Source organism: Solibacillus sp. R5-41 (genome assembly GCF_002736105.1).
Lineage (GTDB): Bacteria > Bacillota > Bacilli > Bacillales_A > Planococcaceae > Solibacillus.
Window position 1 is genome coordinate 954,431 of record NZ_CP024123.1, and the last position, 15,435, is coordinate 969,865.

The 15,435-nt window shown below is 37.5% G+C and carries 15 protein-coding genes; all 15 read left to right on the top strand.

What is annotated here, in order from left to right:
• The first annotated feature begins 11 nt into the window (after window positions 1-11).
• The gene (gene dprA / locus CSE16_RS04395) at window positions 12-905 is read left to right on the top strand and encodes a DNA-processing protein DprA (protein WP_099422768.1); all 894 of its coding nucleotides are present in this window, start codon (window positions 12-14) and stop codon (window positions 903-905) included.
• A 125-nt stretch (window positions 906-1,030) separates the two neighbouring features.
• Window positions 1,031-3,115 (top strand): type I DNA topoisomerase, encoded by a 2,085-nt coding sequence (topA, locus tag CSE16_RS04400; protein WP_099422769.1) that lies wholly within the window; start codon window positions 1,031-1,033, stop codon window positions 3,113-3,115.
• Between the two features lie 24 nt (window positions 3,116-3,139).
• Window positions 3,140-4,453, top strand: coding sequence for an FADH(2)-oxidizing methylenetetrahydrofolate--tRNA-(uracil(54)-C(5))-methyltransferase TrmFO (gene trmFO / locus CSE16_RS04405; protein ID WP_099422770.1), 1,314 nt, complete (start codon window positions 3,140-3,142; stop codon window positions 4,451-4,453).
• A gap of 309 nt (window positions 4,454-4,762) precedes the next feature.
• On the top strand, window positions 4,763-5,662 hold the full coding sequence (xerC, locus tag CSE16_RS04410; protein WP_099422771.1) for a tyrosine recombinase XerC: 900 nt from the start codon (window positions 4,763-4,765) through the stop codon (window positions 5,660-5,662).
• Window positions 5,663-5,679: 17 nt separating this feature from the next.
• Window positions 5,680-6,222 carry an ATP-dependent protease subunit HslV gene (gene hslV, locus CSE16_RS04415; RefSeq protein ID WP_099422772.1) on the top strand — a complete coding sequence of 181 codons (543 nt, stop codon included), beginning with the start codon at window positions 5,680-5,682 and terminating at the stop codon, window positions 6,220-6,222.
• Window positions 6,222-7,610, top strand: a complete 1,389-nt coding sequence (hslU, locus tag CSE16_RS04420) for an ATP-dependent protease ATPase subunit HslU (protein ID WP_099422773.1) — start codon at window positions 6,222-6,224, stop codon at window positions 7,608-7,610. The genes hslV and hslU overlap by 1 nt, the downstream gene beginning before the upstream one ends.
• A gap of 81 nt (window positions 7,611-7,691) precedes the next feature.
• Window positions 7,692-8,471 (top strand): GTP-sensing pleiotropic transcriptional regulator CodY, encoded by a 780-nt coding sequence (gene codY, locus CSE16_RS04425; protein WP_099422774.1) that lies wholly within the window; start codon window positions 7,692-7,694, stop codon window positions 8,469-8,471.
• A 540-nt stretch (window positions 8,472-9,011) separates the two neighbouring features.
• The gene (flgB, locus tag CSE16_RS04430; protein WP_099422775.1) at window positions 9,012-9,404 is read left to right on the top strand and encodes a flagellar basal body rod protein FlgB; all 393 of its coding nucleotides are present in this window, start codon (window positions 9,012-9,014) and stop codon (window positions 9,402-9,404) included.
• A 2-nt stretch (window positions 9,405-9,406) separates the two neighbouring features.
• Entirely contained in the window at window positions 9,407-9,871 is a 465-nt protein-coding gene (gene flgC, locus CSE16_RS04435) for a flagellar basal body rod protein FlgC (protein ID WP_099422776.1), read from the top strand.
• A gap of 6 nt (window positions 9,872-9,877) precedes the next feature.
• On the top strand, window positions 9,878-10,189 hold the full coding sequence (gene fliE, locus CSE16_RS04440; RefSeq protein ID WP_099422777.1) for a flagellar hook-basal body complex protein FliE: 312 nt from the start codon (window positions 9,878-9,880) through the stop codon (window positions 10,187-10,189).
• A gap of 58 nt (window positions 10,190-10,247) precedes the next feature.
• The gene (fliF, locus tag CSE16_RS04445) at window positions 10,248-11,843 is read left to right on the top strand and encodes a flagellar basal-body MS-ring/collar protein FliF (protein ID WP_099422778.1); all 1,596 of its coding nucleotides are present in this window, start codon (window positions 10,248-10,250) and stop codon (window positions 11,841-11,843) included.
• A gap of 14 nt (window positions 11,844-11,857) precedes the next feature.
• The gene (gene fliG / locus CSE16_RS04450; RefSeq protein ID WP_099422779.1) at window positions 11,858-12,871 is read left to right on the top strand and encodes a flagellar motor switch protein FliG; all 1,014 of its coding nucleotides are present in this window, start codon (window positions 11,858-11,860) and stop codon (window positions 12,869-12,871) included.
• Window positions 12,864-13,655: a flagellar assembly protein FliH gene (fliH, locus tag CSE16_RS04455; protein ID WP_099422780.1), complete on the top strand. Its 792-nt coding sequence runs from the start codon at window positions 12,864-12,866 to the stop codon at window positions 13,653-13,655. Before fliG ends, fliH begins: the two co-directional genes overlap by 8 nt.
• 5 nt (window positions 13,656-13,660) lie before the next feature.
• A complete protein-coding gene (fliI, locus tag CSE16_RS04460) occupies window positions 13,661-14,986 on the top strand; it encodes a flagellar protein export ATPase FliI (protein ID WP_099422781.1) in 1,326 nt (441 codons plus the stop codon).
• On the top strand, window positions 14,986-15,435 hold the full coding sequence (gene fliJ / locus CSE16_RS04465; RefSeq protein WP_099422782.1) for a flagellar export protein FliJ: 450 nt from the start codon (window positions 14,986-14,988) through the stop codon (window positions 15,433-15,435). Before fliI ends, fliJ begins: the two co-directional genes overlap by 1 nt.

The following is a 15,435-nucleotide window of genomic DNA, read 5'->3' on the forward strand; positions in this document are numbered from 1 at the left end:
GGAGTGTTTAAATGACGAATACTTTCCAAAAACAATTACTCACATTACATTATGTATATCCTCTTACATGGCATAAATTCCAACGATTGCTCCAATATTTAGGGGATTTAAACGAACTTTCCACTTGCCCTGCTAAACAATTGGCAAGAATGTTGAATATTAAACAAGAAAGTGCCAATCGTTTGTTATTTCATTATAGAAAAATGCTTGAAATCGCGTTAGAGGATCATTATTTAACACATCAAATTATGCCGATTCCGTATGTGAGTGATTTGTATCCAGAGTCTTTAAAAAAAATATATGACCCCCCAACCGTTCTTTATGTGAAGGGCGACCTGAGCCTATTACAACACCCTAAAAAAATTGCTGTAATTGGTTCGAGAAATGCGTCTAAGTATAGTGAGGAAGCGCTAAAATTAATATTACCTCCACTCATAAATGAACAATTTGTCATAGTAAGCGGATTAGCAAAAGGAGCGGATCGATTCGCACATGAAGCTACGATGAGGTATGGTGGAAAAACAATTGCTGTATTAGGGCACGGTTTTTTTCATTTTTATCCAAAAGAAAATCAAAAGTTAGGCGAGCACTTAGCAAAAGAACAGTTGTTATTAACAGAATATCCACCCTATGTCGGCGTGCAAAAATGGCAATTTCCTGCAAGAAATAGAATTATTAGCGGATTGAGTTTAGCGTTAATCGTAACCGAGGCCGCACTGAAAAGTGGGACGCTTATTACGACAGAGCTAGCGCTAGAGCAGGGAAAGGATGTTTTTGCTGTTCCGGGATTAATTACTTCTGAACAATCAAAAGGTACGAATAAATTGATTAAAGAAGGAGCAATTCCGATATGGAGCGGGCATCAAATACTAGATGAATTGCAAATGTTTTCAAGTTTTCGTTGAAAAAAAGTTGCATTATCCGCCAATCTGTTATACATTTTGCAACAGGAAACGCTTTGAAAAAATATTGACAAATCGCAAAAAAGCGAATTTGATAAAATAAAAACCTCTCTAAGGAGGAATAATAGATGGCAGATTATTTAGTAATTGTGGAATCACCCGCAAAGGCAAAAACAATAGAACGTTATTTAGGAAAGAAATATAAAGTGAAGGCATCGATTGGACATGTACGTGATTTGCCACGTAGTCAAATGGGTATTGATACAGAAAATGATTATCAACCGAAATACATTACAATTCGTGGAAAAGGTCCTGTCCTTCAAGAATTAAAAACAGCTGCAAAAAAAGTAAAAAAAATCTACCTAGCAGCCGATCCAGATCGCGAAGGGGAAGCAATTGCTTGGCACTTAGCAAATGCGTTGAACGTAGATATAGATTCGGATTGTCGCGTTGTATTCAATGAGATTACGAAAGATGCTATTTTAGAAAGCTTTAAGCATCCGCGTCCAATTAATATGGATTTAGTAGATGCACAGCAAGCGCGTCGAATTTTAGACCGACTTGTAGGGTATAATATTAGTCCGATTTTATGGAAAAAGGTTAAAAAAGGACTTTCAGCAGGTCGCGTTCAGTCGGTATCACTGCGTTTAATTATTGATCGTGAAAATGAGATTAAAAATTTCTTACCTGAAGAATACTGGACTGTTGAAGGTTCATTTGAAAAAGGTAAAAAGCAATTTGATGCACTTTACTACGGGGACGCTGAAGGAAAAGTCAAATTGACGAATGAAGCGCAAGTACAGGCAATTTTGAAAAATATTAAAGGCGATTCTTTTGAGGTAATGAATGTTGTGAAAAAAGAAAGAAAACGTAATGCAGCGCTTGCGTTTACAACTTCTTCTTTACAGCAAGAGGCAGCACGTAAATTGAATTATCGTGCGAAAAAAACGATGATGCTTGCACAGCAACTTTATGAAGGTATTGAACTGAGTAAAAAAGAAGGTGCTGTTGGTTTAATTACGTATATGCGTACGGATTCTACACGTATTTCTGATACGGCAAAAGCCGAAGCAGTCGCTTATATTGATGGGAAATATGGCGAAGCGTTTATTGCGCAAGAAGTAAAACAACCGAAAAAGAAAGCCAATGCTCAAGATGCACATGAAGCGATTCGTCCTACAAGTGCAATGCGTACACCTGAAGAGTTGAAGGCGATTTTAAGTCGTGATCAATTGCGTTTATATCGTTTGATTTGGGAACGCTTTATCGCAAGTCAAATGGCACCAGCTGTATTAGATACGGTAACGGTAGACCTACAAAATGTGGATGTGGTATTCCGAGCGAATGGATCTCAAGTTAAATTTCCTGGTTTTATGAAGCTTTATATTGAGGGTACGGATGACCAAGCAGAAGAAACGACGAAACTGTTACCTGAAATGGCCGTTGGGGATAAAGTGAAATCCATTGAGATTGAACCAAAACAACATTTCACGCAGCCACCACCACGTTATTCTGAGGCGCGTTTAGTAAAAGCGTTAGAAGAATTAGGAATAGGGCGCCCATCGACATACGCACCAACTTTAGACACGATTCAAAAACGTGGCTATGTACAGCTTGATGCAAAACGTTTTGTTCCAACCGAGCTAGGAGAAATTGTCCATCAAGCGACATTCGAGTTTTTCCCAGAAATCATCAATATTGAATTTACGGCTCAAATGGAGCAAAATTTGGATGAAATTGAAGAAGGCATCACAAAATGGGTGAAAGTAATTGATGACTTTTATAAAGATTTCGAGCCACGCGTAAAATATGCGGATGAGGTCATGGAAAAAATTGAAATTAAAGATGAGCCAGCCGGAGAAGATTGTGAAAAATGTGGCGCCGCCATGGTTTATAAATTAGGTCGTTACGGGAAATTTATGGCATGTTCAAATTTTCCAGACTGCCGCAACACAAAAGCGATTGTGAAATTAATTGATGTAAAATGCCCAACATGTAAAGAGGGCGAAGTTGTAGAACGAAAATCAAAAACAAAGCGTGTGTTTTATGGCTGTAATCGATATCCAGAATGCGAATTCGTTTCGTGGGATAAGCCAATTAGTAGACCTTGTCCGAAATGTAGTGCATCATTAGTAGAGAAAAAGTTGAAAAAAGGTGTTCAAATTCAATGTACAAACAGTGACTGTGATTACGAGGAAACACCGTCACAATAAGATTATATAGTGGGGTAAAAAATTATGACACAACAAATAGTAAATGTAATAGGGGCAGGTCTTGCTGGATCAGAAGCCGCATGGCAAATTGCGAAGCGCGGTGTAAACGTGCGCCTTTATGAAATGCGTCCAGTAAAGCAAACTCCCGCACATCATACCGATAAATTTGCAGAATTAGTTTGTTCCAATTCTTTACGTGCAAATGGCTTAACAAATGCGGTAGGTGTAATTAAAGAAGAGATGCGTATGCTCGATTCAGTAATTATGGCAGCAGCGGATAATTGCTCTGTACCCGCTGGTGGTGCATTGGCAGTAGATCGTCACGAATTTGCAGGCTATGTAACAGAAAAGGTAAAAAATCACTCACTAATTGAAGTGATTAATGAAGAAGTAACGGAAATTCCTGAAGGCATTACAATTATTGCAACAGGACCACTTACTTCAGAAAGTCTTGCGAAAAAAATCCAAGGCTTAACAGGCGAAGAGTACTTATACTTTTACGATGCAGCAGCGCCGATTATCGAAAAAGAATCGATTAATATGGATAAAGTATATTTAAAGTCTCGCTATGATAAAGGGGAAGCGGCATATTTAAACTGTCCGATGACAAAAGATGAGTTTAATGCATTCCGAGAAGCGCTAATTACAGCTGAGTGTGCGCCATTAAAAGAATTTGAAAAAGAAAAATACTTCGAGGGCTGTATGCCGATTGAAGTAATGGCAGCTCGTGGTGAAAAAACAATGACATTTGGTCCGATGAAGCCTGTAGGTTTAGAAGATCCAAAAACAGATAAACGTCCATATGCGGTTGTTCAATTACGTCAAGATGATGCGGCCGGAACGCTATACAACCTTGTTGGGTTCCAAACGCACTTAAAATGGCCAGAGCAAAAACGTGTTTTTTCAATGATTCCAGGTTTAGAAAACTTAGATATCGTGCGCTACGGTGTCATGCATCGAAATACGTTCATCAACTCTCCAAAAGTATTAAATAATACGTATCAATTACGATCAAAACCGACTATTTTCTTCGCAGGTCAAATGACAGGTGTTGAAGGTTATGTAGAGTCAGCTGGTAGTGGTTTAATCGCAGGTATTAATGCAGCTCGTTTAGTAAAAGGCGAACCATTATTACATTTCCCAGCTGAAACAGCATTAGGCGCAATGGCGCGATATATTACTTTGGCAAATTCGAAAAATTTCCAGCCGATGAATGTAAACTTCGGTATTTTCCCTGAACTTGAGGAACGTATTAAGTCAAAACCGGAACGTGCAGAGCGTCACGCTAACCGTGCGTTAGAAACTATTCAGAATTTTATTAATTCTCAGAAAATTTAATTGCAAAAAGCCCTTAAAGATTGTTATACTTTAAGGGCTTTTATGTTTGTTCATTTGGAGAAGTGATCACGACGGGTTAAAACCATGCAAATTTTATTGTATTAATTTTTAAATTTTGAAAAAATAATAAGAAATCAAGATAATAATTTGTTTTATTGTTAAAATTACGAGAAAATTGAATAAATCTTTGTTTTTTACTTGAATTATTTGCTTGATAGGTATAGTGTCAGTATGTATGTTTTTTATAGTGATGATCAAATAATGACACGTTCCAAAACCACTTATGGAAATTTCATGGAGGTATAGTAGATGGATAGTCAATCGACAGAAGCATTAGAACAATTTATTCGATATGTGCAACTCGAAAAAAACTTTTCACTGCATACCGTGCGTGAATATGAATATGATTTACTTGATTTTTTTCGCTTTTTAGAAGCTGAAGGGGTTTCCAATATAGTGGAAATTGATTATATCCATGCAAGATTATACGTGACAAAGCTTTATGATGAACAAAAAGCAAGAACTTCAATTTCTAGGAAAATTTCATCCATTCGTTCTTTTTTTCGCTTTTTAAATCGCGAACAGAATATAGATGATGCTCCGTTTCGTTCTCTTTATCATCCGAAAAAAGAAGAGCGATTACCGAGCTTTTTTTATGAAGAAGAACTGAATCAACTTTTTGAGAAAAATAAAGGCAATGATCCTAAGCAAGTACGTAACATGGCTTTATTAGAGTTACTTTACGCTACTGGGATACGCGTCAGTGAATGTGTTTCCGTTGAACTTGGAGATATTGATTTTCATTATGGAATCATTCGTGTAATGGGGAAGGGGCGAAAAGAACGCATTATTCCGTTTGGACAATATGCGCAAGATGCCTTAATCTACTATATTGAACAAATGCGTCCTCAATTGATGAAAAATCAAAATCACCAAAAAGTTTTTGTTAATATGCGTGGCGGTGAACTTACTGCGCGCGGTGTACGTTATATATTAAGTGAGATGATAGAAAATACCAGTATGCATACGAAAATATATCCACATATGCTACGTCATACATTTGCGACCCATTTGCTAAATAATGGAGCAGATATGCGAACTGTTCAGGAATTATTGGGGCATACTAATTTATCTTCTACACAAATTTATACACATGTAACAAAAGATGCTTTAAGGAAGACATATATGAATAGTCATCCGAGAGCTTAAATTTAGGGGGATGTGCAATGGGGCAAATTCATGCAACGACAATCTTTGCGATTCATCATAAAGGTGAGTGTGCAATGGCTGGTGATGGTCAAGTAACACTAGGGAATGCAGTCGTAATGAAGCATACAGCGAGGAAGGTCAGACGTCTGTTTAATGGAAAAGTACTTGCTGGGTTTGCGGGTTCGGTTGCGGACGCATTTACACTTTTTGAAATGTTTGAAGCGAAATTAAATGAATACAATGGGAATTTACAAAGAGCGGCAGTCGAAGTTGCAAAACAATGGCGTGGAGATAAAATGTTACGTCAATTAGAAGCGATGCTACTTGTGATGGATCAATCAACATTATTACTTGTTTCTGGGACTGGGGAAGTAATTGAACCAGATGATGGAATTTTAGCAATTGGTTCAGGTGGAAATTATGCGTTATCAGCAGGGCGCGCATTAAAAAAACATGCAGGCGATCATTTATCTGCGAAAGAAATAGCAGAGGCGGCCTTAACAACAGCGGCAGATATTTGTGTGTTTACGAACCATAATATTATCTTGGAGGCATTGTAATGACAGCGAATAATTTAACGCCAAGACAAATTACCGAACAGTTAAATCGACATATTGTTGGACAAGAAACAGCGAAGCGTGCAGTGGCCATTGCACTACGCAACCGCTATCGTCGTTCACTCTTGCCTGAAGACTTAAAAAATGAAGTTAGTCCAAAAAATATTTTAATGATTGGTCCAACGGGTGTTGGTAAAACAGAAATTGCTCGTCGACTTGCAAAACTAACGAACGCACCATTTATTAAAGTTGAGGCGACAAAGTTTACTGAAGTAGGATATGTTGGTCGTGATGTGGAATCGATGGTACGTGATTTAGTAGAGGCTTCTCGTCGACTTGTGAAGGAAGAGTTGGTTGAAGCTGTTCAAGGGCAAGCCGAGTTCAATGCAAACGAGCAACTTGTGAAATTATTAGCACCATCCAAGTTGAAGGATAAAGTTGTTCAAAATCCATTTGAGATGTTTTTTGGTCAAAAAGATAATCCGCAAGAGGATGGAAATCAAGCGGAAGATACGGAAGTTCGTACTCGTCGTGCTCAAATTGCCCAAGATTTAAAAAACGGCAAGCTTGAAGAACAATGGGTGACGATTGAAGTGACTGAAGCTGCGCCGTCTTTGTTCGATGCAATGCCAGGTATGGATATGAATGCTGGTGGTATGCAAGATATGCTTTCCAATTTAATGCCGAAAAAAACCAAAAAGCGTAAAGTACAAGTAAAAGACGCACGCCGCATATTAACGCAAGAAGAGGCGAATAAATTAATCGACTCGGACGAATTATCGAATGAAGCAATACGAAGAGCTGAGCAAGCAGGCATAATTTTTATTGATGAAATTGATAAAATTGCAAGTAAAGGTTCTTCATCAGCAGAAGTTTCCCGAGAAGGCGTTCAACGTGATATTTTACCGATTGTTGAAGGTTCTACTGTGACAACTAAGTATGGTTCCGTTAAAACTGATTACATGCTATTTATTGCAGCAGGAGCGTTCCATATGTCGAAGCCTAGCGATTTGATTCCGGAATTGCAAGGGCGCTTCCCGATTCGTGTTGAACTAGAAAAATTAACAAAAGCGGATTTCGTGCGTATTTTGCAAGAGCCTGATCAATCATTGATCTTACAATATAAAGCGTTGCTAGAAACTGAGGGTGTCACAATAGATTTCACAGAGTCAGCCATTGAGCGAATCGCAGAAATTGCAACAGAAGTAAATCAAGAAACCGATAATATTGGTGCCCGTCGTTTGCATACGATTTTAGAACGCTTATTAGAAGAGCTATCCTATGAAGCATCAGAAATTGCTCCAGCACATATTGAAATTACACCGAATTATGTAAATCAAAAGTTGGAAAATATCGTTAAAAACAAAGATTTGTCACAATTCATCTTATAATGTAAGTTGAATTAGTATCATTAAATTATAAAAACCTTTAGAATATTAAGTGAATTAATTAGTCCTGTAGGAGGAAATGAAATGAATTTATTAGCAAAAACAAGAAAAATCAATGCAATGCTCCAAGCGTCTGCAGGAAAGCCAGTAAACTTTAAAGAAATGGCAGATACATTAGGAAACATCATTGAAAGCAACGTATTTATCGTAAGCCGTAAAGGGAAATTACTAGGGATTTCAATTCAACAACAAATTGAAAATGACCGCGTTAAGAAAATGATTGCTGAGCGTCAATTCCCTGAAAAATATACTCAAAACTTATTTAATATTACTGAAACATCTCCAAACCTTGATATTGAAAACGAACACACTGCTTTCCCAGTTGAAAATAAAGAATTATTTGCGACAGGGTTAACAACAATCGTTCCAATTATTGGTGGTGGTGAACGTTTAGGTACATTAGTATTAGCTCGTATTCGTGACCAATTTGAAGATGATGATTTAATCTTAGCTGAATACGGCGCAACAGTAGTAGGTATGGAAATTTTACGTGAAAAATCAGAAGAGATTGAAGAAGAAGCCCGCTCAAAAGCAGTTGTTCAAATGGCGATTAATTCTTTATCTTATTCGGAGCTTGAAGCGATTGAACATATTTTTGAAGAGCTAGATGGAAACGAAGGGCTATTAGTAGCTTCTAAAATTGCTGACCGTGTTGGGATTACGCGTTCTGTAATCGTTAACGCATTACGCAAGTTAGAATCAGCAGGTGTAATTGAGTCACGTTCTTTAGGTATGAAAGGAACGTATATCAAAGTACTTAATGATAAGTTCTTAACAGCTTTAGCTGAAATAAAAATGAAATAAAATAATGAATTGATTAAAGTGCAATGGTTTGTGGAATACAAAACATTGCACTTTATTTTTTTTGCAAAAATGGTAAAAAAAATAGAATGGTTTATAAGTAAATACTCATATGATCTCTTAGAGTGAACCTGATTTAATTGATGAAAGATACTTTGAAAATCAATATTTTGACCATTTTGTTACATACATAAGTTTTTTTGTCGGAAATTGTAGTAAAGTAGCGATTAAACTTTCGAATTTGAGTGTATTGTTTTGAAATGAATGAATGAGGGGCATTGAATAGCATGCCGGTTAGTAGTTACTTTTAACCATTAAAATTGGAGATATCAGGATAGATAGTTACTTATGTACTTATTTGTGGTAGAAATGTGAAGAAATTTAGACGTATTTAAAAACGTTCAAATGAATTGTTCATAAAAATGGTACGTAAAGACTACTAAAAAGAGCCGAAAGACGATAGACACTTTGATTCATAATAATTACAATTGTAATATATAGAGATGACTGTAGTATTAAGAAAGAATAGTAGAGGTGAAAAATTTGAATCTTTTTGGCGGAACAATAAATAGTCTAGAAAAAGGACTTTCCTACGCGACATTAAAAAACAAAGCCATCGCGCAAAATATAGCGAATGTTGACACACCAAACTACAAAACAAAAGATGTTAGTTTTAAAGACGTATTAGATGATGTGAAAAAATCGACAATTTCTGCAAATCGGAACGATGCAAGACATTATGATTTTCAAATTGAGGTTGGAAAAAATGGCGTTTATTCAAATGATAATTTCCGATCAAGACCAAATGGCAATGCGGTAAATATGGATGTTGAACAAGCGAAGTTAGCGGAAAACACAATTTATTACAATGCGCTAATTGAACGTGTTAACGGCAAGTTTAGAACATTAAATACAGTTATTAAAGGAGGGAAATAAAAGTGTCGATTTTCCATAGTATGAACACTACCGCCTCTGCATTGACATCACAACGATTACGTATGGATGTTATTTCATCTAATATCGCGAACGTAGATACAACACGTGGTAAACAGGTGAACGGGGAATGGGAGCCATACCGTAAAAAATCTATTACATTAAAAGAACAACAAGGTCAGTTTTCGAACTTCCTAAATGTTGCCATGGGGAAAACAGTGAAAAGCGGTGTCGGAAATGGTGTAAAGGTTACATCCATTAAAGAAGACGAAGAGACGCCATTTAAACTTGTGTATGATCCGACACATCCAGATGCCAATGTAGATGGTTATGTACAAATGTCGAATGTTGATTTATTAAAAGAAATGGTAGATTTAGTTTCAGCTACTCGTTCATACGAAGCAAATATTACAGTGTTTAATGCAAATAAAAATATGCTAACAAAAGCATTGGAAATCGGGAAAGGATGATAACTAATGGCGATTAATGCAGTATCTTTTATGTCTCCTACGCAATCTGTGAATGAAATAAACACGATTAATAAACAAGTAACCTCTGCAGATGCACAAGAAACGTTTGCTAATGCGCTAAAAGACGCGATATCTAACGTAAATGCTCAACAAATGCAATCTGATACGATGACACAAAAATTAATTAATGGTGGAGATGTCGATTTACACGAAGTAATGATTGCTTCTCAAAAAGCAAGTGTTACATTAGGTGCAACAATTGAAATTCGTAACAAAGCAGTAGAAGCTTATCAAGAAATTATGCGAATGAGTGTATAATTATTTGGTCTAACGAAACATAAATTGTTGGGCATTCACTATAACCGGAGGATTCATAATGAATGAACGATTTACAAAAATTAAAAGTGACTCCAATAGTTTCTGGCAGAGTCGAACGAAAAATCAAAAAGGCGCAATTATAGGAGCAATTATAGGTGTTATTGCGCTAGCAGGTATACTTACATATTATTCAACACGTACAACGATGGCTCAATTATTCCCAGAACTACCTACGGCTGAGGTGGGAAGAATTACAGAGGCATTAAGTGCCCAAGGTGTTTCCTATGAGGTGGCTAATGGGGGCACGACAATTTTAGTTCCAGAAGAGCAAGTAGATAACTTAAAAGTATCGCTTGCAGCTCAGGGCTATCCTGATTCTGGTGAAATTGATAACTCATTCTTTACGACAAATGCAGGCTTCGGTATGACTGATAATGAATTTGATGTAATCAAAAAGGCTGCAACTGAAACGGAATTAGCCAATTTAATTCGTAAATTTGATGGTGTTAAAGATGCGAATGTCATGATTACTTTACCTGACTCCGGTGTTTTCTTAAAAGATGCTCAAGGTGAGGCAACAGCCGCAATCGTGCTGGACACAGCTCCTGGACATAAGTTTTCAGATGACCAAATTAAAGGATTGTTCAACTTAGTGTCAATGAGTATTCCTAATTTACCAAAAGATAATATAACTATTATGAATCAGTACTCGGAGTATTATGATTTAGCTGCTGCTGAAAATGGTGGCGGTGGTATGGACAGTGTGACGGGGCAAATGGAAGTGAAGAAAACAATCGAACGTGATCTTCAACGCCAAGTGCAACAAATGCTAGGCACGCTTATCGGGCAGGATAAGGTCGTAGTAAATGTTTCGGCAGATGTTGACTTTAAAAAAGAAAATCGCCAAGAAGATTTAGTCAAGCCTGTTGATGAAGAAAACATGTCAGGAATTGAGATTAGTGCACAACGAATTACAGAAACGTATTCGGGCGGTGCAGGTGCGGAAGGTTCGCCTGAAGCAGAAAATCCAACAGACAACCTGATAGATTATGTAGAAGGAACAACTGGAGATGGCGATTACGAGCGCGTCGAGGAAACAATTAACAATGACGTCAATCGAATTCATCGTGAAATTCAAGAGAGTCCCTATAAAATTCGTAATCTAGGTATTCAAGTAATGGTAGAACCGCCAGTTGCAGATGATGCGGCATCACTTCCAGATGGTGTTCGTACAGATATTGAGCAAATTTTATCCACAATTGTGCGTACTTCTGTCGATCAAGAAGCTGCAGGTGATTTAACAGACGAAGAAATTGCCAATCGAATTGTCGTATCTGTTCAAGAATTCCACGGTAATGATGCCAATGCAACAGCACCAGAATCGGTTATTCCTTGGTGGGTATGGGTAATTGGTGGCATCTTATTAGTCGCTATTGCATTACTAGTAGTTTACGTATTACGTGTTCGTAAACGTAAACAGCAAGAAGAAGAGCAAGGGATTATTGAAAGACAGCAGCAATTAATAGAAGTAGAAGATATTTCAGAAGAAAAAGAAACTGAAGCGACTGTACGCCGCAAGCAATTAGAAAAAATGGCAAAAGATAAGCCAGAAGATTTTGCGAAGCTATTGCGTAGTTGGATTGCTGAAGACTAATAGGAGGTTCAGCTGTGTCCAAGAAAGATAAAGATCTATCAGGAAAGCAAAAAGCAGCTTTACTGTTAATTTCTCTAGGACCAGAAGTTTCGGCTTCTGTATATAAACATTTAAGTGAAGAAGAAATTGAACGTCTAACGTTAGAAATTTCAGGTGTAAAAAAAGTGGAATCCACAGTAAAGGAAGATATTATTGAGGAGTTTCATCAAATTGCTTTAGCACAAGATTATATCACGCAAGGTGGTATTGGTTATGCGAAGACGGTACTTGAAAAAGCGTTAGGTTCCGAACAAGCACAGGCCATTTTAAATCGTCTAACTTCTTCATTGCAAGTGCGTCCGTTTGATTTTGCACGTAAGGCTGACCCAGCACAAATTTTTAATTTTATTCAAAATGAGCACCCACAAACAATTGCCCTTATTTTATCTTATTTAGAGCCAGGGCAAGCTGGTGTAATACTATCTTCATTACCACAAGAAGTACAGGCAGATATTGCGAAACGTATTGCTATGATGGAATCTACATCACCGGAAGTAATTAGTGAAATTGAGTCTGTGCTGGAACGCAAGCTTTCATCGACAGTTACACAGGATTACACAGAAACAGGTGGCGTAGATGCAGTTGTAGAAGTGTTAAATGGTGTCGACCGTCAAACAGAAAAAACAATTCTCGATGCACTAGAGATTCAAGATCCAGAGCTTGCAGAAGAAATCAAGAAACGTATGTTTGTATTCGAGGATATCGTTACACTCGACAATCGATCTATTCAGCGTGTTATTCGTGATTGTGAAAACGAAGACTTACTGCTATCGATGAAAGTTTCTTCAGACGAAGTAAAAGATATTATTTTCCGCAATATGTCACAACGTATGGCTGATACATTCCGTGAAGAGATGGAAATAATGGGACCTGTACGTTTACGTGATGTAGAGGAAGCACAATCACGTATCGTAGCTGTTATTCGTCGCTTAGAGGATGCGGGTGAAATCATTATCGCACGCGGTGGAGGAGATGATGTAATTGTCTAGAATTATCCGTTCGACAAATGCACATCCGGCAGAAGAACATATTGTAGAAATTAAACTACAAAGCTTTTTTGAACCCATTCACTTTACAGAGGAAGTTGAGGAAGCAGATGATGCGCCTCAACTAACTTTAGATGACATACAGCAAGAGCGTCTGCACACGATGCAAAGAGCTGAGCAGGAAATTCAAGAGCAACGTAAACAATTCGATCAATTTTGCAATGAACAACTTGCCGCAATTGAAGCATTAAAGCAAACTTGGGAAGAAGAAAAACTCATACTTCAGCAACAAGCATATGACGAAGGATTTGCACAAGGCTATGAGGAAGGGAATCAAAAAGTACAAGCTGATATGGAACAATCGATAAAAACAGCTAATGCTACGATGACCTTAGCTGAAGTAAATGCGCAAAAATACATTGAATCACAAGAATCAGTTGTTTTAGAATTGGCATTAACTTCGGCAGAGCATATTTTAAATGTAGCACTGGATCGAGAGGAAGATCTCTTTATTTCGATTATTAAACGTGCATTAAAAGAAGCAAGAGAAATGAAAGAAATCAAGTTATATGTTGCGCCGAAATATCATGGAGTTGTTACGAAAAATCATGATGAATTAGCGGAAATGTTCCCTGTAAATGTACCGTTTATGATTTTTGTTAATGAGGATTTACTTGATGATGAAAGCTATATCGAAACGAATCATGGGCGTATTGTTGTGTCACTAGACGAGCAATTACAAGAGCTACGTATACAATTAAATGAACTATTAGACAGTAAGGAATGATACGGATGAAAACGGCTCAATTAATTGAACATATTCCAAATCTCAATACATTTAAAAAGTTTGGTAGGGTGACGAGAGTTGTCGGTTTAATGATTGAGTCACAAGGTCCAGAAAGCTCGATTGGCGATGTTTGTAAAATCCATGTTCAGACGGTAAAAAATGGACAGCAAACGATTTTAGCGGAAGTTGTTGGCTTTAAAGATGAAATTGTTGTCCTTATGCCATTTTCTTCATTAAAAGAGATTTCAATCGGTTGTTTAGTTGAAGGTACTGGCACACCTTTAGAAGTAAAGGTCGGGCCAGAGTTAATTGGTAAAGTACTGGATGCGATGGGCAATCCATTTGATGGGCAAGCATTACCAAGAGGGTTAACATCCGTGCAAACGGAAAAAGAACCACCAAATCCGCTTCATCGTCCACCAATCGACGAACAGCTTGAAGTGGGCGTAAAGGCAATCGACGGTATGCTAACAGTTGGTAGTGGTCAGCGTGTCGGGATATTCGCCGGCTCTGGTGTCGGGAAAAGTACATTGCTTGGAATGATTGCACGCAATACAAAAGCAGATATTAATGTTATTGCATTAGTAGGGGAACGTGGGCGTGAAGTGCGTGAATTTATTGAACGAGATTTAGGTCCAGAAGGCTTAAGTCGTTCAATTGTCGTAGCAGCTACGAGTGACCAGCCGGCATTAATGCGTATAAAGGCTGCATTCACTGCCACAGCTATTGCTGAATATTTCCGTGATCGTGGTCATAATGTGATGCTCATGATGGATTCTGTTACCCGTGTTGCGATGGCGCAGCGTGAAATTGGCTTAGCTGTCGGAGAACCACCGGCAACACGAGGCTATACACCGTCTGTTTTTGCGATTTTACCAACGTTATTAGAGCGTTCTGGTACAAATATTCATGGTACAATTACAGCGTTTTATACGGTTTTAGTTGATGGTGATGATATGAACGAACCTATTGCCGATGCAGTGCGCGGTATTTTGGATGGGCATATTGTATTAGATCGTAATTTGGCAAACAAAGGTCAATATCCTGCTATCAATGTATTGAAAAGTGTCAGTCGTTTAATGAACCATATAGCTGATCCAGAGCATGTAAAAGCAGCAAGCCGATTGAGAGAATTGTATTTTGATTATTCGAAGTCTGAGGATTTAATTAACATTGGTGCGTATAAACGAGGAACTTCACGTGAAATTGATGAAGCGATTCAATATGAGCCTTTAATTACTGCGTTTTTAAAGCAAGGTTATAAAGAAAAAGTGTCCATTCAACAAACAGTAAATGAACTGGTAGCATTAGCGAATGGCGGTGCGAAATAATGTCTAAATATACATATCGCTTTGAAAAAATACTTGTCGTGAAAGAACAAGAAAAAAATGAATCCGAAATGGCATTTAAAGAATCAGTACAAGTGTTTGAGGAAATCGCGACAAAGCTATACGATTTATTAAAGAAAAAAGAAGATTTAACGACGTATCAGCGAGAGCGATTAGTTGTGGGCGCATCCATTGACGAAATTAATCATTATTCGAGATTTATAGACAGCATGGAAAAAACAATTGCTGATGTTCAACAAAAAGTAGTACAAGCACGTGCCAAAATGAACTGGCATGAACAAAAATTATTAGAAAAAAACTTGGAAGTACGTAAATACGAAAAAATGCGTGAAAATGATTACGAGCATTACAAAGAAGATCAACAGCGCATTGAAGCGATTCAATTAGATGAACTTTCAACGATTGCATATTACAAGAAGGAAATCAGGTGA